This is a genomic window from Lutibacter holmesii (assembly GCF_042679665.1).
Classification (GTDB): Bacteria; Bacteroidota; Bacteroidia; order Flavobacteriales; family Flavobacteriaceae; genus Lutibacter; species Lutibacter holmesii.
This window is the reverse complement of sequence record NZ_JBHTMV010000003.1, coordinates 552,616-575,709: the sequence shown is the minus strand read 5'-3', so window position 1 is coordinate 575,709 and position 23,094 is coordinate 552,616. Positions and strand designations below refer to the sequence as shown.

Annotated in this window: 26 protein-coding genes; 8 read left to right on the top strand and 18 right to left on the bottom strand. The window is 31.1% G+C overall.

Features of this window, described 5'->3' with window-relative positions; all coding sequences use genetic code 11:
• Positions 1-30 precede the first annotated feature (30 nt).
• Complete coding sequence (locus ACFQ5N_RS05350) at positions 31-726, top strand: zinc metallopeptidase (RefSeq protein ID WP_386808389.1); 696 nt, start codon at positions 31-33, stop codon at positions 724-726.
• A gap of 63 nt (positions 727-789) precedes the next feature.
• Here the strand turns inward: ACFQ5N_RS05350 and accC are convergent, their stop codons facing one another.
• From accC to pdxA, 6 genes are all read right to left on the bottom strand, one after another.
• Positions 790-2,139 (bottom strand): acetyl-CoA carboxylase biotin carboxylase subunit, encoded by a 1,350-nt coding sequence (accC, locus tag ACFQ5N_RS05345; RefSeq protein WP_386808387.1) that lies wholly within the window; start codon positions 2,137-2,139, stop codon positions 790-792.
• 82 nt (positions 2,140-2,221) lie between these two features.
• Positions 2,222-2,698, bottom strand: coding sequence for an acetyl-CoA carboxylase biotin carboxyl carrier protein (gene accB / locus ACFQ5N_RS05340; protein WP_386808385.1), 477 nt, complete (start codon positions 2,696-2,698; stop codon positions 2,222-2,224).
• Between the two features lie 27 nt (positions 2,699-2,725).
• Positions 2,726-3,721, bottom strand: a complete 996-nt coding sequence (locus ACFQ5N_RS05335; protein WP_386808384.1) for a beta-ketoacyl-ACP synthase III — start codon at positions 3,719-3,721, stop codon at positions 2,726-2,728.
• Between the two features lie 152 nt (positions 3,722-3,873).
• Positions 3,874-4,071, bottom strand: coding sequence for a 50S ribosomal protein L32 (gene rpmF / locus ACFQ5N_RS05330; RefSeq protein WP_386808382.1), 198 nt, complete (start codon positions 4,069-4,071; stop codon positions 3,874-3,876).
• Positions 4,058-4,630 carry a YceD family protein gene (locus ACFQ5N_RS05325; protein WP_386808381.1) on the bottom strand — a complete coding sequence of 191 codons (573 nt, stop codon included), beginning with the start codon at positions 4,628-4,630 and terminating at the stop codon, positions 4,058-4,060. The genes rpmF and ACFQ5N_RS05325 overlap by 14 nt, the downstream gene beginning before the upstream one ends.
• A gap of 78 nt (positions 4,631-4,708) precedes the next feature.
• The gene (gene pdxA, locus ACFQ5N_RS05320) at positions 4,709-5,752 is read right to left on the bottom strand and encodes a 4-hydroxythreonine-4-phosphate dehydrogenase PdxA (protein WP_386808380.1); all 1,044 of its coding nucleotides are present in this window, start codon (positions 5,750-5,752) and stop codon (positions 4,709-4,711) included.
• Between the two features lie 62 nt (positions 5,753-5,814).
• Here pdxA and ACFQ5N_RS05315 point away from each other — a divergent pair, with 62 nt between their 5' ends.
• Entirely contained in the window at positions 5,815-6,399 is a 585-nt protein-coding gene (locus tag ACFQ5N_RS05315; protein WP_386808378.1) for a riboflavin synthase, read from the top strand.
• A 1-nt stretch (position 6,400) separates the two neighbouring features.
• Here the strand turns inward: ACFQ5N_RS05315 and ACFQ5N_RS05310 are convergent, their stop codons facing one another.
• The 8 genes from ACFQ5N_RS05310 to ACFQ5N_RS05275 all read right to left on the bottom strand — a co-directional run bounded on the left by ACFQ5N_RS05310 (position 6,401) and on the right by ACFQ5N_RS05275 (position 13,269).
• The gene (locus ACFQ5N_RS05310; RefSeq protein ID WP_386808376.1) at positions 6,401-6,553 is read right to left on the bottom strand and encodes a PID-CTERM protein-sorting domain-containing protein; all 153 of its coding nucleotides are present in this window, start codon (positions 6,551-6,553) and stop codon (positions 6,401-6,403) included.
• A 246-nt stretch (positions 6,554-6,799) separates the two neighbouring features.
• On the bottom strand, positions 6,800-7,177 hold the full coding sequence (locus ACFQ5N_RS05305; RefSeq protein ID WP_386808375.1) for a Na(+)-translocating NADH-quinone reductase subunit F: 378 nt from the start codon (positions 7,175-7,177) through the stop codon (positions 6,800-6,802).
• 88 nt (positions 7,178-7,265) lie between these two features.
• Positions 7,266-8,576 carry an NADH:ubiquinone reductase (Na(+)-transporting) subunit F gene (nqrF, locus tag ACFQ5N_RS05300; RefSeq protein ID WP_386809027.1) on the bottom strand — a complete coding sequence of 437 codons (1,311 nt, stop codon included), beginning with the start codon at positions 8,574-8,576 and terminating at the stop codon, positions 7,266-7,268.
• Between the two features lie 2 nt (positions 8,577-8,578).
• Positions 8,579-9,313 (bottom strand): NADH:ubiquinone reductase (Na(+)-transporting) subunit E, encoded by a 735-nt coding sequence (gene nqrE, locus ACFQ5N_RS05295; RefSeq protein WP_386808373.1) that lies wholly within the window; start codon positions 9,311-9,313, stop codon positions 8,579-8,581.
• Positions 9,314-9,316: 3 nt separating this feature from the next.
• On the bottom strand, positions 9,317-9,964 hold the full coding sequence (locus ACFQ5N_RS05290) for an NADH:ubiquinone reductase (Na(+)-transporting) subunit D (protein WP_386808371.1): 648 nt from the start codon (positions 9,962-9,964) through the stop codon (positions 9,317-9,319).
• Between the two features lie 3 nt (positions 9,965-9,967).
• Positions 9,968-10,714, bottom strand: coding sequence for a Na(+)-translocating NADH-quinone reductase subunit C (locus tag ACFQ5N_RS05285; protein ID WP_386808369.1), 747 nt, complete (start codon positions 10,712-10,714; stop codon positions 9,968-9,970).
• A gap of 2 nt (positions 10,715-10,716) precedes the next feature.
• Positions 10,717-11,916 (bottom strand): NADH:ubiquinone reductase (Na(+)-transporting) subunit B, encoded by a 1,200-nt coding sequence (locus ACFQ5N_RS05280; protein ID WP_386808367.1) that lies wholly within the window; start codon positions 11,914-11,916, stop codon positions 10,717-10,719.
• 3 nt (positions 11,917-11,919) lie between these two features.
• A complete protein-coding gene (locus ACFQ5N_RS05275) occupies positions 11,920-13,269 on the bottom strand; it encodes a Na(+)-translocating NADH-quinone reductase subunit A (protein WP_386808366.1) in 1,350 nt (449 codons plus the stop codon).
• Between the two features lie 227 nt (positions 13,270-13,496).
• On the opposite strand from ACFQ5N_RS05275, the gene ACFQ5N_RS05270 reads away from it, so the two are divergent.
• From ACFQ5N_RS05270 to ACFQ5N_RS05260, 3 genes are read left to right on the top strand one after another with little or no spacing between them, the layout of a single operon-like run.
• On the top strand, positions 13,497-14,711 hold the full coding sequence (locus tag ACFQ5N_RS05270; protein WP_386809026.1) for a type IX secretion system plug protein: 1,215 nt from the start codon (positions 13,497-13,499) through the stop codon (positions 14,709-14,711).
• A 49-nt stretch (positions 14,712-14,760) separates the two neighbouring features.
• Positions 14,761-15,147, top strand: coding sequence for a Co2+/Mg2+ efflux protein ApaG (gene apaG / locus ACFQ5N_RS05265; RefSeq protein ID WP_386808364.1), 387 nt, complete (start codon positions 14,761-14,763; stop codon positions 15,145-15,147).
• 1 nt (position 15,148) lies between these two features.
• A complete protein-coding gene (locus tag ACFQ5N_RS05260) occupies positions 15,149-15,616 on the top strand; it encodes a DUF3667 domain-containing protein (RefSeq protein WP_386808363.1) in 468 nt (155 codons plus the stop codon).
• Between the two features lie 695 nt (positions 15,617-16,311).
• Here the strand turns inward: ACFQ5N_RS05260 and ACFQ5N_RS05255 are convergent.
• Complete coding sequence (locus ACFQ5N_RS05255; RefSeq protein WP_386808361.1) at positions 16,312-17,010, bottom strand: NRDE family protein; 699 nt, start codon at positions 17,008-17,010, stop codon at positions 16,312-16,314.
• A 98-nt stretch (positions 17,011-17,108) separates the two neighbouring features.
• Here ACFQ5N_RS05255 and pruA point away from each other — a divergent pair, with 98 nt between their 5' ends.
• Positions 17,109-18,827, top strand: coding sequence for an L-glutamate gamma-semialdehyde dehydrogenase (gene pruA / locus ACFQ5N_RS05250; RefSeq protein WP_386808359.1), 1,719 nt, complete (start codon positions 17,109-17,111; stop codon positions 18,825-18,827).
• 59 nt (positions 18,828-18,886) lie between these two features.
• Here the strand turns inward: pruA and ACFQ5N_RS05245 are convergent, their stop codons facing one another.
• Complete coding sequence (locus ACFQ5N_RS05245) at positions 18,887-19,066, bottom strand: hypothetical protein (RefSeq protein WP_386808357.1); 180 nt, start codon at positions 19,064-19,066, stop codon at positions 18,887-18,889.
• A gap of 67 nt (positions 19,067-19,133) precedes the next feature.
• The gene (gene rsmG, locus ACFQ5N_RS05240) at positions 19,134-19,760 is read right to left on the bottom strand and encodes a 16S rRNA (guanine(527)-N(7))-methyltransferase RsmG (RefSeq protein WP_386808355.1); all 627 of its coding nucleotides are present in this window, start codon (positions 19,758-19,760) and stop codon (positions 19,134-19,136) included.
• Positions 19,761-19,912: 152 nt separating this feature from the next.
• On the opposite strand from rsmG, the gene ACFQ5N_RS05235 reads away from it, so the two are divergent.
• Positions 19,913-21,013 (top strand): fatty acid desaturase family protein, encoded by a 1,101-nt coding sequence (locus tag ACFQ5N_RS05235; protein WP_386808353.1) that lies wholly within the window; start codon positions 19,913-19,915, stop codon positions 21,011-21,013.
• 9 nt (positions 21,014-21,022) lie between these two features.
• Positions 21,023-22,210 (top strand): pyridoxal phosphate-dependent aminotransferase, encoded by a 1,188-nt coding sequence (locus ACFQ5N_RS05230; protein ID WP_386808351.1) that lies wholly within the window; start codon positions 21,023-21,025, stop codon positions 22,208-22,210.
• A gap of 59 nt (positions 22,211-22,269) precedes the next feature.
• Here ACFQ5N_RS05230 and ACFQ5N_RS05225 read toward each other — a convergent pair whose 3' ends face one another.
• Positions 22,270-22,995 carry a DUF2490 domain-containing protein gene (locus tag ACFQ5N_RS05225; protein WP_386808349.1) on the bottom strand — a complete coding sequence of 242 codons (726 nt, stop codon included), beginning with the start codon at positions 22,993-22,995 and terminating at the stop codon, positions 22,270-22,272.
• Positions 22,996-23,094: the final 99 nt, after the last annotated feature.

The window sequence follows — 23,094 nt, the reverse complement described above, 5'->3', positions numbered from 1 at the left end:
AACAAAAATACATTAATTAAAAAAAGATATATGGGATTTTATATTTTAATCGGAATAATATCATTAGTAAGTTGGTTAGTAAGTCAACGCTTAAAAAGCAAGGTTAAATACTACTCAAAAATTAGACTACAAAATGGGTTAAGTGGTAAAGAAATTGCTCAAAAAATGTTAGCTGATAATGGCATTTATGATGTAAAGGTTATTTCTACTCCGGGTCAATTAACAGATCATTACAACCCTGTAAATAAAACTGTAAACTTAAGCGAATCTGTTTACAACCAAGTAAACACTTCTGCTGCTGCAGTTGCCGCTCATGAATGTGGGCACGCAGTTCAGCACGCAACAGCTTACCAATGGTTAACTATGCGATCAAAACTTGTTCCTGTTGTTGGAATTTCCTCTAGGTTTTCTCAATGGCTAGTAATTGGAGGCTTAATATTAGGTGCAGCATCAGGGAACACTGGAATTGGATTTACTATTGCAGTGGTTGGACTTGCTTTAATGGCTATTGCAACTTTGTTTAGTTTTATTACACTACCCGTTGAATATGATGCTAGTAACAGAGCATTGGCTTGGTTAAAAACAAATAATATGCTTACAAATAGTGAGCAAGACGGCGCCAAAGATGCTTTAAAATGGGCTGCCAGAACTTATTTAGTAGCAGCATTATCTTCTTTAGCTATGTTACTCTATTGGGGATTACGAATTTTAGGTTCTAGAGATTAACCTAAAAACAAAAAAGGATATGAAAAAATCATATCCTTTTTTTTATTACTATTTAAAATAACGTTAGTCTTCTTCTGGCTGAAGTTCAAAATCTTCCATAAATTTAGTGGTATAATTACCAGCTAAATAATCAGGGTGTTTCATTAATTGTCTGTGAAATGGAATTGTTGTTTTCACTCCTTCAATTACAAATTCATCTAAAGCTCTTCTCATTTTAGCAATTGCTTCTTCACGAGTTTGCGCAGTAGTAATTAACTTTGCAATCATTGAATCATAATTTGGAGGAATTGAGTATCCTGCATAAACGTGTGTATCAACTCTAACTCCATGACCACCAGGAATATGCAATGTTGATATTTTCCCTGGCGAAGGTCTAAAATCGTTAAAAGGATCTTCAGCATTTATTCTACATTCTATAGAATGTAATTTTGGAATATAATTTTTACCTGTAATAGGAATTCCTGAAGCTACTTTAATTTGCTCATAAATTAAATCATAATCAATAACTTGCTCTGTAATTGGGTGCTCCACTTGAATACGCGTATTCATTTCCATGAAATAGAAATTCTTATGCTTATCAACTAAAAACTCAACAGTACCAGCACCTTCATATCCAATAAATTCAGATGCTTTTACAGCAGCTTCTCCCATTTTCTTTCTCAATTGAGTAGTCATAAATGGAGAAGGCGCTTCTTCAGTTAACTTTTGATGACGACGTTGAACAGAACAATCTCTCTCAGATAAATGACAAGCTTTTCCAAATGAATCTCCAATAACTTGAATTTCAATATGGCGAGGTTCTTCAATTAACTTTTCCATATACATTCCGTCATTCCCAAAGCAAGCAAATGCTTCTTGACGGGCGGCATCCCAATGTTCTTTAAGGTTTTCTTTTTCCCAAACCGCACGCATTCCTTTTCCTCCACCTCCAGCAGTAGCTTTTAGCATTACTGGATAACCCATTTCATCTGCAAGCACTTCAGCTTCTTCATAAGTTTCCAATATCCCTTCAGAACCAGGAATTGTTGGTACACCTGCAGCTTTCATAGTAGCACGGGCAGATGCTTTATCTCCCATTCTATTAATCATTTCAGCTGAAGCACCAATAAATTTTATCCCATGCTCTTCACATAATTTCGAGAATTTTGCGTTTTCAGCTAAAAACCCATATCCTGGATGAATAGCATCAGCATTTGTAATTTCTGCAGCAGCTAAAACCGCCGACATTTTCAAATAAGAATCTGCACTTGATGGTGGCCCAATACACACAGCTTCATCTGCAAAACGCACGTGTAAACTATCAGCATCTGCAGTAGAATAAATAGCTACAGTTTTTATTCCAATTTCTTTACACGTCCTAATAATGCGTAAAGCTATTTCCCCTCTATTGGCAATCAATATTTTTTTAAACATAAATTCTTCAATTTTTCAATATTCAAAAAACAAATTCTAATATTACTATTAGATTTTGAGAATTAAAAATTGTGATTTTACATTATGATGGGTCTACTAAATATAAAGGCTGACCAAATTCAACCGGAGTTCCATCTTCAACTAATATTTTTACTATTTTCCCTGAAACTTCAGATTCAATTTCATTGAATAATTTCATTGCTTCAACAATACAAACAACAGTATCTTCACTTACCACATCTCCAACTTCAACAAACATTGGCTTGTCTGGAGATGGTTTTCTATAAAAAGTACCAATAATTGGTGATGTAATCTCAACATATTTTGAAGTTTTTTCAACTTCAACTTTTTCTGCACTTGCAACTTCTGCAACAGGTGCTGGAGCAGCAGCCATAGGCATTTGTTGCATACCCATTGGAGCTTGTTGTAAAATAGTAGTTTCTGTTTTTTCAGATCCAGTTTTAATGGTGATTTTAATATCTTCCATTTCTAACTTTACTTCACTTGCGCCAGACTTGGCAACGAATTTAATCAGATTTTGAATATCTTTTAATTCCATATTCATTTGGTTTTAGTTGTTAATTTGTTATGAATTATATGCCCATTTTAGGTAAATAGATCCCCATGTGAATCCACCTCCAAATGCAGCAAAAATTATTTTATCTCCTTTTTTAAGTTGTTTTTCATAATCTGCAATAACCAATGGTAATGTTGCAGAAGTAGTATTTCCGTAATTTTGAATATTCATCATTACTTTAGAACTATCTAACTTTATTCTATTGGCTGTTGCTTCAATAATTCTTTTATTGGCCTGATGTGCCGCTAACCACGCAATATCATCTTTTGTTAAATTATTTCTTTCTAACATTTTTTCAGCAACATCAGCCATATTAGTTACGGCATTTTTAAAAACTGTTTTCCCATCTTGATATACAAAATGTTCTTTATTTTTAATTACTTCTTCAGTAATTGGATAACAAGATCCACCAGCTTTAGCTCCTAAAAACTCACGTCCCATACCGTCACTTCGCAAATATTCATCTTGCAAGCCAAATCCTTCTTCATTTGGCTCAAACAAAACTGCACCGGCACCATCTCCAAAAATTATACATGTTGCTCTATCCGTATAATCAATCATAGATGAACATTTATCTGCACCAATAAGTAGTACTTTTTTATATTTACCTGACTCTATGTAACGTGCAGCTACAGACATTCCAAACAAAAAGCTAGAACAAGCTGCATCTAAATCAAAACCAAAAGCGTTAATTGCTCCAATTTCAGAAGCTACATATGCAGCTGTTGCGGCTGCTTGCATATCAGGTGTTGCGGTTGCAACAAGAACTAGTTCAATCTCTTTTGGGTCTAACTTTTTCTTCTCAATTAACTCTTGTGCGGCCTTAATAGCCATAAAAGAAGTTCCTTTTCCTTCTCCTTTTAAAATTCTACGTTCTTTTATTCCAGTTCTAGTTGTAATCCATTCATCATTGGTATCAACCATTTTCTCTAACATTTTATTTGTCAAAATATCTTCTGGAACAAATTTTCCAATGGCGGTAATTGCAGCTGTAATTTTCGTCATATTTTATTTCTTTCAGTAAAAAAAGAGTGGCCAAAGTAATGAAATTATTTTTACTTTTTAAGTGTAAATAATCATTTTCTGACCAATTTTAGGGTAATAAATGAAAAAAACCCCCAAAATGGGAGTTTTTTCAATACTTTTATATTTATTGATTATGCTTGAATTTCTTCAGCTGAATCAATAACAATTTGACCTCTATAGTACAATTTTCCTTCGTGCCAGTGAGCTCTGTGGTATAAATGTGCTTCACCAGTTGTTGGATCTACAGCTACTTGAGGAGCAACTGCTTTGTAATGAGTTCTTCTTTTATCTCTTCTAGTTTTCGATATTTTTCTTTTAGGATGTGCCATTACTCTTATTTTTTTCTATTAGTATATTCTTTAACTTACTCCATCTCGGATCAATTTCCTCGTTGGTATTTTCTTCTTGTTGAATTTCTTCCTCAACGTTATTTTCAAACTCTTCTAACTTTTTTAAAACTTCTGACTCCAATGTTCCATCACTAACTCCAGGATGAATTCTTTTAATTGGAACCGCTAACACAATATATTCATAGATGTTTTGTGCTAAATTTAATTTGAATTCTGAATACGGAATTATTAACAATTCATCATTCTCATCATTATATTCATCACCAAACTTTACAATTAAATTTGTATTAGAACTTATAGGTTGTTGAAACTTTTCTCCGGTAACATCGCAGTCAACTTCAACCCAACCATTACAATCAAAATTTAATTCAAACATTGTTGTTTTTTTCAGTAACGATAAAACAACTTTAACATTTGAATTATAAAATTCGTCATAGTTAAAAAAATCAAAGAACTTCTTATCAATTTCATATTCAAATTGATGCATTCCACATTTTAAACCAACAAAAGAAATGTCAAACTCTTTTAAATCTTTCATTTAGAACTTCAATTTGAGCGTGCAAAGATATAAAATAATCTATAAAATTGACAATTTATATATTGAATTTTTAAAGTTTTATTTTTGACGCTGTTTTTTTAAAGTGTTTTTAGTCAAAGTATTATACTCTTTCCTAGTTTTTGAAATTTGAATAGCGCTAAATACGGCCTCCTTAAATGAATTGATATTTGCCAATTCTTTTCCCGCCAATTCGTATGCTGTCCCATGGTCTGGAGATGTACGTATCTTTTCTAAACCTGCTGTATAATTAACTCCTTCACCAAAAGACAAGGTTTTAAATGGTGCTAGGCCTTGGTCATGATACATTGCTAAAATAGCATCGAAATTTTTATAGTTTCCTGAACCAAAAAAGCTATCAGCAGCATATGGTCCGTATACTAATTTTCCTTCATTTTGAATTTCAGAAATAGTTGGCCTTACAATTTCATCATCCTCTTTTCCTATTACACCTTTGTCTCCGCAATGAGGGTTCAATCCCAAAATGGCTATTTTAGGTTTAGAAATAGCAAAATCTTGCACCAAAGTTTTATGCATAATGCTTACTTTTTGCTTTATTAACTCAGGAGAAATTGTAGTTGAAACTTCTGAAATAGGAATATGGCCAGTAATTAATCCTATTCTTAATTTATCAGCCATTAAAATCATTAAACTTTCACCTTCTAATTTAGAATCTAAATATTCCGTATGACCAGGGAATGAAAAATCCTCAGATTGAATATTATCTTTATTTATTGGTGCAGTAACTAACACATCTATTTCTCCTTTTTTTAAGGAATCTGTAGCTGCCTCTAAAGACAAAAACGCATAATTACCAGCTATTTTAGTTTGCTTTCCTAACTCTACTTTAATGTCATCATTCCATAAGTTTACAATATTTAACTTTCCAGGAAGTGATTTTTCAACAAATTTTACACCATTGAATGGCGTATTAATATTCATTGATTTTTTATAAGCTGATACTAACTTTGTGCTACCAAAAATAATAGGTGTACAAAATTCTAACATTCTTTTATCTAAAAATGTTTTTAAAATAATTTCTATACCAATACCATTAAAGTCTCCTATAGAAATTCCTAATTTTATTTTTTCAGAATTGTTCATGAATCAGGTTTATTATTCTTAATTTTGAGACTTCAAAAGTAATCAAATAAATTAACAAAAAGATGTTTACAGGGATAATAGAAACTTTAGGTATTGTTAAAAATATAGTAAAAGAAGGTGAAAATTTTCATATCACTATTGAAAGTGATTTTACTTCAGAGTTAAAAATAGATCAAAGTGTAGCTCACAATGGTGTTTGCCTTACAACTGTTGCTATAAACGGAAACGAATATACGGTAACAGCTATTAAAGAAACCCTAGACAAAACAAACTTTAAACATTTAAAAATAGGAGATAAAATAAACCTGGAACGCGCCATGATTTTAGGAGCTCGATTAGATGGACACATTGTTCAAGGACACGTGGATCAAACTGCTGTTTGTACTAATGTTACTGAAGAAGATGGTAGCTGGGTTTTTGATTTTGAATATGACAGTAGCCTAAACAATGTTACTATTGAGAAAGGTTCTATTACTGTAAACGGAACTAGTTTAACTGTTGTAAACTCTCAAAAAAACAGTTTTTCAGTAGCCATAATCCCTTATACATATGAATTCACTAATTTCCACACTTTTGAAAAAGGTACGGTAATAAATTTAGAATTTGATGTAATTGGAAAGTATGTAGCTAAACTATTAGTAAAATAGATTATTTCTTTTTGAGAAGTTTATATACTCCGTATACAGCTCCAGCAACAACTAAATAACTGATACCACCATCAATTGGTGTTCCCGGAGGAGGTGGTAATCCATCACCATCATCTGACTGTGGATTAGGAGGTGTTTGTGAATACCCTATCATCACAAAAAGCACAAAAAAAACTGATAACAATATCCTGTTAATCTTAAATCTCATTATTTGGGGTTTCATTACTATAAGTTTAAAACTTATATGCAACAAATATACTACATTTAGCTTTACATTAGCAATTCAAAATAAATCTTTAACAATTGACAAGGTTTATTACATAAAAAATATATTTAATGAAATAAAAAGTGTTATTTAGTAATTAACCTTAAGTCAAATAACTCTATTATAAATAGTATTTTAATTTTGACTAACGTCTAAAAACTGTATTCCTTCGTATTGCAATAAATATTCTTCATTAAAATTTGGCGGAAACTCTTTATTTTTTACGTTTCCCAATCCTACACCTGCGAATAAAACTTTTGCCTGTTGTGATTGCGCATGTTTTTTAAAAGTTTCCATCCAAATAACGTCAAAAGTAATAGGCTCCTCAATAATTTTTGACGCCTTTACAATTACAAAATAACGCTGGTTATTTTTATCAATACAAACAAACTGAGGGTGTCTTTTTAATTGACTATTTACAGCAATAAACTCAAACCCTCTTACTTCAAGGTCTTTTCCCACAATATTCATTGCTAAGTTGTGTAATTCTTGATCTGAAAGTGGTTTACTCATGAGTATCGTTTTATGAAATATAATTTGAAAAATAAAAAATCCGATACAAAGGTATCGGATTTTTCTTAACTTATTTTTTTAATTGGTTTTATCCTCCAAAGTCATCAAATCGAATGTTTTCATCAGCTAATCCGAAATCTTCACCCATTTTTTGAACAGCTTTGTTCATTAATGGTGGCCCACAGAAGTATAATTCTAAATCTTCTGGTGCTTCGTGTTTAGATAAGTATTCATCAATTACTGCTTGGTGCACAAACCCTGTAAATCCATCTCCATTAGCATCATCAACATCCGTTTTATTCACCCAATTATCTTCAGGTGCAGGTTCTGATAATACTAAGTAAAACTTAAAGTTCGGGAATTCTTTTTCTAACTCATAAAAGTGTTCTAAATAGAACAATTCTCGTTTAGAACGTCCACCGTACCAATATGTTACTTTTCTACCTGTTTTTAATGTTTTGAATAAGTGATATAAGTGAGAACGCATTGGCGCCATACCTGCTCCACCTCCAACATATAACATTTCAGCATCAGATTCATTAATGAAGAATTCACCGTAAGGTCCAGAAATAGTAACCTTATCTCCTTTTTTACGAGAGAAAATATAAGAAGACGCAACACCTGGATTTACACTCATCCAACCGTTTTTAGCTCTATCCCAAGGCGGCGTAGCAATACGTACATTCAACATAATTTCTCTTCCTTCAGCAGGATAAGAAGCCATAGAATATGCACGTTCAACTGATTCTGTATTTTTCATTTTTAGATCCCACAAACCAAATTTATCCCATTCCATTTGGAATTTATCAGGAGTTTCATGTTCTTCAGGATGTGCTGTAATATCAATATCTTTAAAGTCTATTTCACATTCAGGTATTTCAATTTGAATATATCCTCCTGCTTTGTAGCCCATATCTTCAGGAATTTCAACTACAAATTCTTTAATAAAAGATGCTACGTTATAATTACGAACAACTGTTGCTTCCCATTTCTTAATTCCAAAAACTTCTTCAGGAATAGAAATATCCATATCTTGCTTTACTTTTACTTGACAAGATAAACGAGCTCCTTCTTTTAATTCTTTACGCGTAAAGTGAGGTGTTTCAGTTGGTAAAGCTTCTCCTCCACCTGAATGTACATGACATTCACACTGAATACAAGTTCCACCTCCACCACAAGCAGAAGGTAAAAATATTTTAGCGTTTCCAAGTGTTGTTAATAACGAACTACCTGAAGCCACTTCAATTTCTTTTTCACCATTAATAGTAATCTTAACAGGACCAGATGGTGATAATTTTTGTTTTACAAATAATAATAGAGCAACTAATAATAGTGTTAATACTAAAAACGCGACTACAGTTGCTACAATTGTACCTAAGGTATTTGCTGCTAGTATGATCATTATTTTATAATTTCTTTTTCGTTAGTAGCTTCAATTTTAACTTCTTCAACAGTTGCTAAATTGTCTTCTTTTTCAACCTTAACTACGGCTGTTTGTTCAGTTGCTTCTTCTTCATCTCCACCTGTAAGCATTCCACCAAAACTCATAAAACCAATAGCCATTAATCCAGTTATGATAAAGGTAATTCCTAATCCTCTTAAAGGCGCAGGTACATTTGAATATCTAATTTTTTCACGAATTGCTGCAATTGCTAAAATGGCTAAAAACCATCCAATTCCTGAACTTACCCCATAATTAAATGCCAAACCTAAAGTTTGAATTTCACGAGATTGCATAAATAATGAACCTCCTAAAATTGCACAGTTTACAGCAATTAACGGTAAAAATATTCCTAATGAGTTATATAATGATGGAGAAAATTTCTCTACAATTATTTCAACTAACTGCACCATTGTTGCAATGGTTGCAATAAACATAATAAATGATAAGAAACTAAGGTCGTACGCTGCATATTCTTCGCCTAACCAAACTAACGCTCCGTCTTTTAAAATATATTGATCTAATAACCAGTTTAACGGAACTGTTATTGCCATTACAAAAATAACAGCAGCTCCTAATCCTACGGCAGTTGATACTTTTTTAGATACAGCAAGGTATGAACACATTCCTAAGAATGTTGCAAACACCATGTTATCTACAAATATTGCCTTAAAAAATAATTCTAAATGTTCCATAGTTTAGTTCTCTTCAATTAAATCTGCGTTTCTTGAGCGTTGTACCCAAATTATAATTCCTACGGTAATTAAGGCCATTGGTGCTAATAACATAAAACCATTGTTTTCATATCCAAAAGCATAAACACCTGTTTTTTCAATTGGATCACCTAATACTTTATATCCTAATAAAGATCCAGATCCTAGTAATTCTCTAAAGAAACCAACAATTATTAAAATAACTGCGTATCCAAGTGAATTTCCAATTCCATCTAGAAATGATCTCCAAGGACCATTTGCTAGAGCAAAAGCTTCAAAACGCCCCATAATAATACAGTTGGTAATAATTAACCCAACAAATACGGAAAGTGTTTTACTTAATTCATAAGCAAAAGCTTTTAAAACCAAATCAACAATAATTACTAAAGTTGCAACAACAATTAGTTGAACAATAATTCTAATTTTTGATGGAATTATATTCCTCATTAATGATATAACTACATTTCCCAAACCAAGCACAAATAATACTGCTACAGACATTACAATTGAAGCTTTTAGCTCTGCTGTAATTGCAAGTGCTGAACAAATACCTAATACTTGAATAGTAATTGGGTTGTTATCTGCTAATGGATCCGAAATTAATTTCGCGTCTTTTTTTGATAAAAGTCCCATAAATTATTGCTTTAATGTTTTAAAATAAGGTACATACATTTTTAAATCTTTACGCAACATAGCAGCTAAACCATCACCTGTAATTGTTGCTCCAGCAATTGCATCTACCGCAAAGTCTTCTTTTCTCATATTTTTAGGATCAGCATTACCCTTTGCAACGGCAACACCTTTAAATACATCTCCATCCATAATATGCTCCCCAATAAAATCATCCATAAAGAAACGTTCTTTAATGTTAGATCCTAAACCTGGAGTTTCTCCTGCGTGATCAAAATACACACCTTGAATAACCAATTGATTGTTTAAGGCAACGTATCCCCAAATAGCATCCCATAAACCTTTTCCTCTTACAGGAACTATATAAAAATCTTCACCATCTTTATTACCAATAAACAAAGGTAATTTTCTTACATAAGATGGATCTTTAGCAGAAGCTGCTTCTTTTTTAATATCAATTAAATAAGCATTTTCATTTTCAGTGATTTTTTCACCTTCAATTACAATTTGCTTAGTTATATATGTTGAAAACTCACTTTCAACATTTGCTTTTGCAACAAATTCAACACTACTTTCGTCATTTTCATTGACTCCCATAGCATATAAAATGTTTTGTTGTTTCTCAATACGCTTATTCTCACTAATTTTTCCTTTAAGAGACGAAGCTAAAAATGCAAGTAAGCTACCTACTATAAGTACCATTACAGTTGCAAATATTATTGTATATCCGTTACTATCAGTATTTTTTCCCATTGTTATACTGTTTTTGCTTTTAAACGTTTTAACCTTCTTTTAACGTTACCTTGTACCACATAGTGGTCAATAGTTGGTGCAAATACGTTCATTAATAAAATTGCTAACATAACTCCTTCTGGGTAAGCTGGATTAAATACTCTAATTAAAATTGAAATAAATCCAATTAAAAATCCGTATATCCATTTCCCTTTATTTGTTTGTGAGGCTGTCACCGGATCAGTTGCCATAAACACAACTCCAAATGCAAACCCACCAATTAATAAGTGATGCCAAAATTCAGTACTCATTAGGCTATAAAAACTACTACTTTCTTTCACCCAACCTGCATCTACAACACCGTTAAATATTAACCCCATTACAACTGCTCCAACTACTGCAGAAAGCATAATTCTCCAACTTCCAATTTTTGAGAATATTAAAAATAAACCGGCTAATAAAATTAAGAATGTAGATGTTTCTCCTACAGAACCTGGTATAAAACCAAAGAACATATCTGAAACTGAATAAGCAACTTCATTTCCTTGTGCCAAGGTTCCTAATATTGTTTCACCTGATATGGCATCTAAATTAGCACCTGCTGCAATTTCATTTGCTCTTTCAACAGCTCCTTCAACCCAAACTTTATCTCCACTCATCCAAGTTGGATATGCAAAAAATAAAAAGGCTCTAATTGTAAGTGCTGGATTTAAAATATTCATTCCAGTACCTCCAAAAACTTCTTTACCAATTACAACTCCAAAAATAACTGCAACTGCAAGCATCCATAGTGGAATATCAACTGGCACAATAAGTGGAACTAGCATACCTGTTACCAAATACCCTTCTTCAACTTCGTGACCTTTAATTACTGCAAAAATAAATTCAACTCCTAAACCTACTACATATGAAACAATAATTAATGGAAGAATTTTAATTAATCCTAACGAAAATGCTTCCCAAGATAAAAAAGCTACTGGCTCACCAATTGCTTCAAAATGTTGAAACCCTGTATTGAACATTCCAAATATTAAACATGGAATTAATGCCATTACAACGGTATTCATTGTTCTTTTTAAATCATCTGCCGCTCTAACGTGACCTCCAGAGTGTGTGGTTTCATTAGGCGTATATAAAAAAGTATGAAAGGCGCTAAAAGCAGGCAACCACTTTTTACCTTGACCCTTTTCTTTTATATTATGTAATTTTTCTTTTAATCCCATAATCTATCCTATTTCTTTTAACATTAAGTCTAACCCTTTTCTGATAATTTCTTGATGTGGTTGTTTAGATACACATACAAACTCTGTTAAAGCAAAATCTTCAGGTGCAACTTCGTACATTCCTAAAGCTTCCATTTCATCTAAATCTTTATACATACAAGCTTTTAGAATTTGCATTGGATAAATGTCTAAAGGAAAAACTTCTTCGTAATTTCCTGTAACAACAAAACCTCTATGCTCACCATTTGTATTGGTATTTAAATCGAATTTTTTATTTGGGAACAACCAAGAAAAAGTTAATGCTCTAGAAGTAGAAACTTTATTAAATACAGGCATTGTCCATCCAAACAATTCATAATCATTCCCTTCAGGAATAACTGTTACTAAATCATCATAATAACCTAAGTTACCTTTTAAATTTGTAGCCGATCCTGTTAACACATTTCCGCTTATAATTCTAACATCACCCTCATTTAGTTTCCCTTCAACAATTGAAGAAATATTTGCTCCAATTTTGGTTTTATAATATTTTGGAGATGCAACTGATGAACCTGCCAAAGCAATAGTACGTTCAGCATTAAACTTACCTGTTAACAACAACTCTCCAATAATTACTAAATCTTGTGGAGTAACTGTCCAAACAACTTCACCTTTATTTACGGGATCAATTTTTGCAATTTGAGTTCCAACGTTCCCTGATGGGTGCGGTCCAGAAACTTTATGCAATGTAATGTTATTTAACCCTGAAAATGGCGAATTTGAACTTTTACCAATTGAAACGTGCACATCACCAGAAGTTAATTTACTTAAAGCAGTAACAGCAGCTTGCAATTCATTCTCTTTTCCAGCTAATACATAATCATAATCTGCTGCTAAAGGAGCGCTTGCATAAGCCGAAACAAAAATTGCTTTTGGTGTATTTGCAGGGTCTGCAACCACATCATAAGGTCTTTGTTTAATAAAAGGCCAACAACCTGAAGCCAATAAATGACTTTTTATTTGGTCTCCTTTTAATGCTTTTGGATCTTGTGAACCAAAATCAACAAATTCTTGTGTACTATCAGCCTCAATTTTAAGTGCTAAAATTTTTCTCTTTTCACCACGAATAATATCAACCAACTCACCACTTACTGGCGAAGGAAATTTCATTTCTTCATTAGCTTTATTATAAAAAACAGCTTCACCTGCTTTTAATTTTGAGCCAACTTTAACTGATAATTTTGGAATAATACTGTGGAAATCTTCAGGTTTTAATGTAAATACATTACTAGATTCAGCATTTTCAGTAACCTTTTCAGCATTACCAACAAGCTTAATATCTAAACCTTTTTTTATACGAATGTCCATTGACATATTTTTAGTTAATTTAATAATCTATAAAAAACGAGGCAAAAATAACAATTTCCTAGGTAGTTCGGGACATTTTTTAATACTTTTTTCCACAATATGTTGCTTACTGTTAAAACCATTTTAGTTTTATTACTTTTACAGCAAGCTATACAAGAGATTGTTTGGTATAAAAATTGATATATTTCTATTTAAAATAGTTAATTACTTTGAAGAACAGCCTATTATTTTTTGTGTTTTTATGTTTTCATCAATTATTTTTTGCTCAAATAAGAGATGCACCCAACATTAAAACTGTCATTTTTCAATCATCAAATATTAATAATTACAGCCCTATAATTCAATTGGGTGAAAAAATGATGTTATCTTTTGATGATTTAAACGCCAATGAACAAAACTACTATTACAAAATTAGCCATTGCGAAATAGATTGGACTCCGTCAAAATTAATAGACTCTGAATATATTACAGGTTTTTCAGAAGATAGAATAAGAGAATTCAACAATTCATTTAACACATTGTTACCTTACACAAATTATGAATTAACGATTCCTAATGAAACCACACAAATTAAAATTTCAGGAAACTATATCCTTTCCATTTTAAATGATGCAAGAGAAGTTGTTTTGCAACGAAGATTTATTGTGTATGAATCGCAAGTTACTGTTGCTGTTGGCGTGTATCAAAGTAGAGATCTCAAAAAAATAGAAACCCATCAATCCGTACAATTTACAATTAACAAAGGAAATTTTATAGTAAATAACCCTTATCAAGAAATTAAAACAGTATTAATTCAAAACAACAATTGGAAAACTGCAATTAAGGATTTAAAGCCTCAATTTTTCAGAAATAATCAATTACTTTATTTGTACGATAAAGAAACTAGTTATTGGGCAGGAAATGAATTTTTATATTTTGATTCAAAAGATATTAGAAGCTCAACGCTTAACATTGCCCGATCTGAAATAACAAGAGATATTTACGACACGTATTTATACACAAATGAAGAACGAATAGATAGACCTTACACTTACGCTCCTGACATAAATGGAAATTTCACCATTAGAACATTAGATAGCGACTTACCAAATATTGAAGCAGATTATACTTGGGTATATTTCTCTTTAGAATGTTTAGAAGATTTATCAAACAAAGATGTTTATGTAAGTGGAAAATTTAACAATTGGGCTTTAAATGAAAGTAACAAACTTCAATACAATACAAAAACAGGCTTTTTTGAAGGAACCATTTTAATGAAACAAGGATTCTACAATTATCAATACGTTACAAAAGACAAAAATGGAGTAATAAGCAATCACGATATTGATGGCTCTTATTTTCAAACTGAAAACGACTATACGGTAATTGTATATTATAAAAAATTTGGGTCTAGATACACAAAAGTAATTGGTATGGGTACTGGGAACTCAAAAGTTATTTTAAACTAACCTTATAAATTTCGTATATTTGAATAAACACATAAACAGAAAGACTGTTATGGTACAACAAATTACAAAAGGAATTAAAATTAGCGTTACAACAAATTTTGAAGGCACAAGCTATAGAAATTACAAATTATACTATGCTTTTAGCTACCAAGTTACTATTGAAAATCAAAGCAATGAAACTGTTCAATTATTGCAGAGACATTGGAGAATTTACGATTCACTAAATAAAACTGAAATTGTTGAAGGCTCTGGCGTTATTGGCAAAAAACCAATTTTAAAACCTTCAGAAAAACATACCTATAGTTCAAATTGTTTTTTAACCTCACCAATTGGGGCAATGAGAGGATATTACAATATGGTGGCTTTTTCAACTTCTAAAACATTTAAAGTGCGCATTCCTACATTTCAATTAATGGTTTCTAATATTTATAATTGAAATGAAATTTAAGTTATTGCCATTTAAATACAAATCAAAACGTATTAAAGGATTAGAATGTTTAAACTGTGGAAAACCACTAAATTCAAGTGATAATTTTTGTTCATATTGCGGTCAAAAAAACACCACTAAAAAATTAAGTTTAGCTGTATTTATAAATAATCTTTTTATTGGTTTTTTATCTTACGACTCTAGGTTTTGGACAACGTTTATTCCTTTATTAACGAAACCTGGTAAAGTTTCAAAAGAATATATTGAAGGAAAAAGAGCTCGTTTTGTAAACCCTTTTCAATTATACTTAAATGTTTCAATTGTTTTCTTTTTAATTTTAGGAATTTCAAATAGGGTAGACAACATTTCAATTCCTGTAAACGAAATAGCAAAAACCCCTAAAACTATAGACTCTCTAAAGCAAATAAACCAACCACAAATAGATTCTATTCTTAAAAATGTGCAAGATGAAATTTAAGGAAATTCACCTAATGATTCTACTTCAACAAAAATAATCTCATCATTAGAAAAAACCTCCAACTATTCTGAAAACTACACTTATAAAGAAGATACAATTCCGTATCTATATCATATAAAAAAAGACAGTGCAGCTAGAATTAGTGTTTGGAATAGACTTGAAGATTTTTACAATTATCAAAGTAAAAAACCTAATTCATCAAATTCTGAAGCACTAGATAGTTTAGGTTATAAAAAAACATTTTGGAATCTTTTTTACTACCAAGAAATTATTAATACCAATAAAAATATTAAACAGCTTAAAGAGGATAATGGTAAAACATATTTAAAGAAAATAATATCAACTACTTCTATTTCATTATTTATATTTCTTCCAATTTTCACCTTATTTTTAATGCTTCTGTATTTTAGAAGAGACTTTACTTATATAGAACATTTAGTATTTGTTTTTAACACGCAAACTGTTTTCTTTTTACTGTTAAGTATTTTTTACTTAATAAATTTTGTAATTGATATTGGAAATTTTGCCGGAATATTTATATTAATGTTTTTGATTTATTTGTACAAAGCACTTAGAACTTTTTACCAACAAAGCAACACTAAAACCTTTGTAAAATTTATACTAATAAATAACTTTTATTTACTTTTAGGAACAATTGGAACTATTTTAGTGCTTGCAATTTCATTTGTTTCAACTTAAACTACAAGCGTTGTATTTTTTGAGTGAATTACATCATTATAATTCATTTCAATTACGGCACCTTCTTTTTTTACTGAAGTAATACTAACCGTTTCAACGGTTGAACGTTTCATTAAAACAGATTGCTGTTTATCTCCAATTTCTGAATGGTGAAATTCTAATATAGTTTTGGTTGAAAATGTATTTTTTGCTAACCAATTTTGAAACCAATTCTTTCGTAATTCTTTAATTTTATTTGAATATAAAGTTGAAGATGACCATATATTTGGCTCGTTTTTTAATTTTGAAAAAAACTTTGTTTTTTCGTCCCAAATCAATTCATACAAACCAACTTCATTACTCCAATCAACAAGCACTAAAGTAAAAGGTTCAACTCCTTCTAAATTTATATTTTTAATAAACTCAATTGCATTTTTTTCTTTTAAAATTTCTTTTGCAATAACACCTCTACTTTTGCTATAATTGTCCTTTTTTATATGATTTTCAAATGCCCCATTTAACACACAAACTAACCGTTTTTTTGAGCTTGTTCCAATCCAAGTTCCACCAGCTAATTTATCTTTTGGGAAACACATTTTAACGCCATTTTCAACATAATTATTGGGTGCAATTGTCTCTCTTAAAGGGCTTTCGTCTCTGCTTGAAGTTAATATAAAACCATTTTTAGCTAACGGAAGAAAAGTTACTGTGCACATGCTATTAAAATTGGTTTATTTAGTATCAGTTTCAGTCTGAAATTCTAAAATTGATTTTGTAATTTTGATTGCAAATTTAATCTAAAAAAATTAAAACGATGGCGACAGGATTTTACAATGTACCGAAAGCAATTAATGAACCTATAAACTCATACGCTCCTGGAACTCCAGAACGTAAGGCTTTATTGGACACTTATAAAAAAATGTTCAATGAAAAAGTTGACATCCCTTTTTATATTGGTGGTAAAGAATATAGAACAGGAAATACCGTAGAAATTAACCCTCCACACGATCATAAACACAGTGTTGGTCAATACCATACTGCTGAAAAAGAACATATAGAATTAGCTGTTGAAGCTGCTGCTGAAGCACGTGTAAAATGGGCGGCAACTTCTTGGGAGCACAGAGCTGCAATTTTCTTAAAAGCTGCAGATTTATTAGCTGGACCTTTCCGTTATAAAATGAATGCCGCAACAATGATTGCGCAATCTAAAAATGCTTTTCAGGCTGAAATTGATTCTGCTTGTGAGTTGATAGACTTTTTACGTTTTAACGTACAGTTTATGACTGAAATTTACACAAATCAACCTATTTCTTCTCCTGGTATTTGGAACAGAATGGAATACCGTCCGCTTGAAGGTTTTGTATATGCAATTACTCCTTTTAATTTTACTGCTATTGCTGGTAATTTACCTGCTGCTCCCGCTTTAATGGGGAATGTAGTTATTTGGAAACCTGCAAGGTCTCAAGTTTATTCTGCACAAGTAATTATGGAATTATTTAAAGAGGCTGGTTTACCTGATGGTGTTATTAATATGGTTACTGGTAATTCTGCAACTATTACTGATGTTTTACTAAATAGTGTTGATTTTGCTGGAGTTCACTTTACAGGTTCAACGCCGGTATTTAACAGCTTTTGGGAAACTATTGGTAAAAACGTAGGAAAATACAAATCGTACCCAAGAATTGTTGGTGAAACTGGAGGTAAAGATTTTATTTGGGCGCACCCTTCAGCAAAAGCACAAGAAGTTGCTACAGGAATTTCAAGAGGTGCATTTGAATATCAAGGTCAAAAATGTTCTGCAGCGTCGCGTGCATATTTACCTGCAAGTTTATGGCCTGCAATTAAAGAAAGTGTTTTAAAAGATATTGCTTCTTTTAAAATGGGAACTCCTGAAGACACTACTAATTTTATAAATTCAGTAATTGACGATAGAGCTTTCAAAAAATTATCAAGTTATATTGACCAAGCAAAGGCTGACTCTGATGCTGAAATTATTGCTGGTGGTGGTTATGATGATTCTGTAGGTTACTTTATTGAACCAACAATAATTGTTACAACAAACCCGCAATATAAAACAATGTCAACTGAATTGTTTGGCCCAATTATTACTATTTACATTTATGAAGATGACCAATGGGAAGAAATTTTAGATGTAGTAGATAAAACAGGTGAATTTGCCTTAACAGGTGCTATTTTTAGTGGAGATCGTTATGTAATTGATATTGCAACAAACAAGTTAGAAAATGCTGCTGGTAACTTTTATATTAACGATAAACCAACGGGTGCTGTTGTAGGTCAACAACCATTTGGTGGAGCTCGTGGATCTGGAACTAATGATAAAGCTGGTTCTGTATGGAATTTATTACGTTGGGTAAATGCACGTACTATTAAAGAAACTTTTGTTCCTCCTACAGATTACAGATATCCTTTTTTAGGTGAAACTACTTTAGAAACAGTTGAAAAAGAAGTTGAAGTAGCTATTGATAAAATAAAAGAGTTTGGTAAAGATTTATCAGATAAATTCAAAAAATAATTGAATAAACTCAATAAAAAAGCCCGCTTTTAGCGGGCTTTTTTATTTTAGTAAAGTTTTTAAACTGCTTCAAAAGTATCTGCACCATCAATAAGACCTACTAACTCTTGTGGTTTATGAATAATTGTTGGCATATGTTGCGGGCAAATATAAAACTCACTTTCTTTATAGTAAAATTTAGTTACTGGTATCACTTCTGAAGTTTTTTTACAAACTAAGCATTCTTTTGTTGCGCTCATAATTCTCTTTTTTAATTAAAGACAAAATTACCTTTTATTATTTTAACGCACCATAACAAATATCATACTATCTCTTTTTTAAGGGAATATGTACTACTTTTTTAGTTTCAAAAAATTCATCTTCAAAATAATTAGGTAAATCGTATAACGTTGCATTGGGGAAATTAGCCAATTCTTCAGTTAAATCGCCTCCTTTTAAGTATAAAATACCATTTTTAAGTTCGTGATTTTTTTTCTTTGCTATTTTTTTACGAGTCCATTTTACAAAATCATTCATATTGGTAACTGCTCTACTTACAATAAAGTCAAACTCGCCTTTTACCTTTTCAGCTCTCATGTGTTCAGCTTTCACATTTTTTAAACCTAAAGCTGAAGCAACTTCATTTACAACTTTAATTTTTTTTCCAATAGAATCAACCAAGTAAAAATTAGTCTTAGGAAATAAAATTGCCAATGGAATACCAGGAAAACCACCACCGGTTCCAATATCTAAAACATTAGACTCTGGTAAAAAAGGCTGCACTTTTGCTATTCCTAATGAATGTAATACGTGCCTAAGGTATAACTCATCAATATCTTTTCTTGAAATAACATTTATTTGAGAATTCCATTCTTTATATAATCCTTCTAATTTTCTAAACTGACTGATTTGTAATTCTGTTAAATCAGGGAAGTATTTTAAAATAATATCCATATAATTAATCGTCTGTTGGCAAAATTACTGTTTCTAAAATTAATATAACATCTTTTCAAAAAATGTTATATTTTTCATAAAAGTAGTATTACATAATAAAAATGACTTAATTTTGAAGTATAAATGTCTAGAAAATAGATAAATTATAACAAATGACTACTACTAACACCATAAGCTTTTCAAGAACTGACAAAGCAAAATTTTTTAGAACCCTTAATAAAAGGGTAAATTCTTATTTTAAAGAAAATAAAATAAAACGTACCGGAAACTGGAAATTATATAGCAAAGCAATTGTAATGTTTAGCTTATTTTTAGTACCACTTATTTTAATATTAACCGTTTCTATGCCGCAATGGGCACTGCTATTGCTTACAATTGTTATTGGAATAGGAATGGCTGGCGTAGGTATGAATGTAATGCACGACAGCAACCACGAATCTTTTTCAAGCAAAAAATGGGTAAATAAAATAATGGGAAGCAGTATTTACATTTTAGCTGGTAATGTTTACAATTGGCAGGTACAACACAATGTGTTACACCACACCTTTACTAATATTCAAGGTTATGATGAAGATATTGATGCCGGAAGAATTATTCGATTTTCAAAACACGCAAAATGGATACCAATACACCAATTTCAAAAATTCTATTCCATTTTCTTATATGGTTTATTAACTATAAATTGGGCTATTACAACCGACTTTAAACAAACGTCACGATATTTAAAACGAAAACTTTCTTATGGAAAATTACCAAGTCCTGCAAAACAATGGAGTGTTTTAATAATTACTAAAATACTTTACTATGCAATTTGGATAGTTTTACCGTTGTTAATTTTAGATATTGCCTGGTGGAAAGTTTTAATAGGCTTTTTTGTAATGCACTACACAGCCGGAATGATTTTAAGTGTTACTTTTCAATTAGCACACGTAGTACCACAAACTGATATGCCTTTACCCGATAAAAATGGAAAGATGGAACATACTTGGGCTATACACCAACTATTTACAACTTCTAATTTTGCGCCAAAAAACAAATTAATATCGTATTACACTGGCGGATTAAATCACCAAGTTGAACATCATATTTTTCCACATATATCGCACATACATTACGGTAAATTAGCAAAAATTGTAAAAGAAACAGCTAAAGAATTTAATTTACCTTATCACGAATATAAAACAATGCGAAAAGCATTTCTTGAACATTTCAATCAATTAAAAACGCTAGGTTTAAAACCTGCACACGCTTAATCAATTTTTATGAAAAATCAACTATCAAACAGAATTAACAGTTTACCTGTTTCAGCAACTTTAGCAATGGCTGCTAAAGCAAGAGAGTTAAAAGGACAAGGAAAAGATATTATTGGTCTCAGCTTAGGAGAACCAGATTTTAATACTCCTGATTTTATTAAAGATGCTGCCAAACAAGCTATAGATGACAACTACAACTCTTATACTCCGGTTGATGGATATGCAGAATTAAAAGAAGCAATTATCACCAAATTTAAACGTGATAATAATTTAGATTACAAACCTAGTCAAATTGTGGTTTCAACAGGTGCAAAACAATCTATTGCAAATGCATTGCAAGTATTGTTAAATCCTGGTGATGAAGTATTATTACCTGCTCCTTACTGGGTAAGTTACTCTGCCTTAGCTACTTTTTCTGAAGCTACTTACAAAGAAATTCCGTCTTCAATTGACACCGATTTTAAAATTACTCCAGCACAATTAGAAGCTGCCATAACGCCTAAAACAAAATTAATTTTATTCAATTCGCCAAATAATCCAAGTGGAACTATTTATACTGAAGAAGATTACAAAGCGTTGGCTGCAGTTTTAGAAAAATACCCAAACATATATGTGCTTTCTGATGAAATTTATGAACATATTAATTATGGTATAAAAAACTTTAGTTTTGCTGCAATTCCAAGCATGTATGATAGAACTATTACCGTAAATGGTGTAGCAAAAGCATTTGCCATGACTGGTTGGAGAATTGGTTATATTGGCGCGCCTGAATGGATTGCAAAAGCCTGTACTAAAATGCAAGGTCAAATTACTTCTGGAGCAAATTGTATTGCACAAAGAGCAACAATAGCTGCATTAGAAGCACCTGTTTCTAAAATAGATTATATGGTGACTGAATTTCATAAAAGAAGAGACATTGTTTTAGAATTGTTAGGAGAAATTGAAGGTTTTAAACTAAATGTACCACAAGGAGCATTTTACGTATTTCCAGATATTTCTGCGTTCTTTGGAAAAGAATTTAATGGTGTTAAAATTGAAAACGCTTCTGATTTTGCATTGTATTTATTAGAATATGCAAATGTTGCAACCGTTACTGGTGAAGCATTTGGAGCTCCTGATTGCATTAGAATTTCATATGCTGCTTCTGAAGCGCAAATAAGAGAAGCTATTGGTAGAATTAAAAAAGCATTAAGCTAAAATTATTTAAAATAAAATATTAAAAAAAGGTCGAAACTATAAGTTTCGACCTTTTTTAATTACTTATAAAACTTCTTTTTAGTAAAATCAAAATTGTAGGTGTAAACTACGTTAAAAATATGATCTCCCCAATAAACTCCATTTCCAGCATTGTAATAATCATGCCTATAACCTACGTACAATTTTGAATTATCTAAAAGCGGGTAACCAAATGAAATAATAAAATTATTTTGATCAAAATTAGGGTTACTTATACCCTTACTAAAACGAATTCTAATTTCTTCTGAAACATTTCCTAATAAATATTTATTGTTTTTGAATCTTAATATATTAAAATCAAAATTCATTCTATATCGTAACCTATTGCTATAAACTTCATCTTTATTCAACCTAGTTTTAAAACGTTCTTCAAACATAAAACGTTGATTCATTCTCACTTTTCCTAAATCTGAATACAACGTTACATGCTGCCAAATTCTATTTTCATAATCTAAAGACGGAGGATAAATACCAGCTAAACTATAATTTGAATAATTATACCCAACACCAACACTAACTCTATTGCTAAATTTATAATTAATAAAAGGCATTACTAAAAATATTCTTGTGTATTTCATTTGCTCAACAAATCGCCATTGAGCAACATTTACCACCGAAACCCTATCTGAAATTTTAAATTTATTAATTGCTGTAAACCAAACACCGCCTTCGTTATCTTGAACTTCTTGAGCTTGTGCACTAAAAAATAGCAACGCAATAACCACATTCAAAATATATTTCTTCATTTTATCCTTTTAAAAAATTCTTGAACAAATTTAAGTAAGCCATTTATTTTAATTGAATTTTAGTTTTGAAAATTAAAAAAACGTTTTAGTAATTAAAAA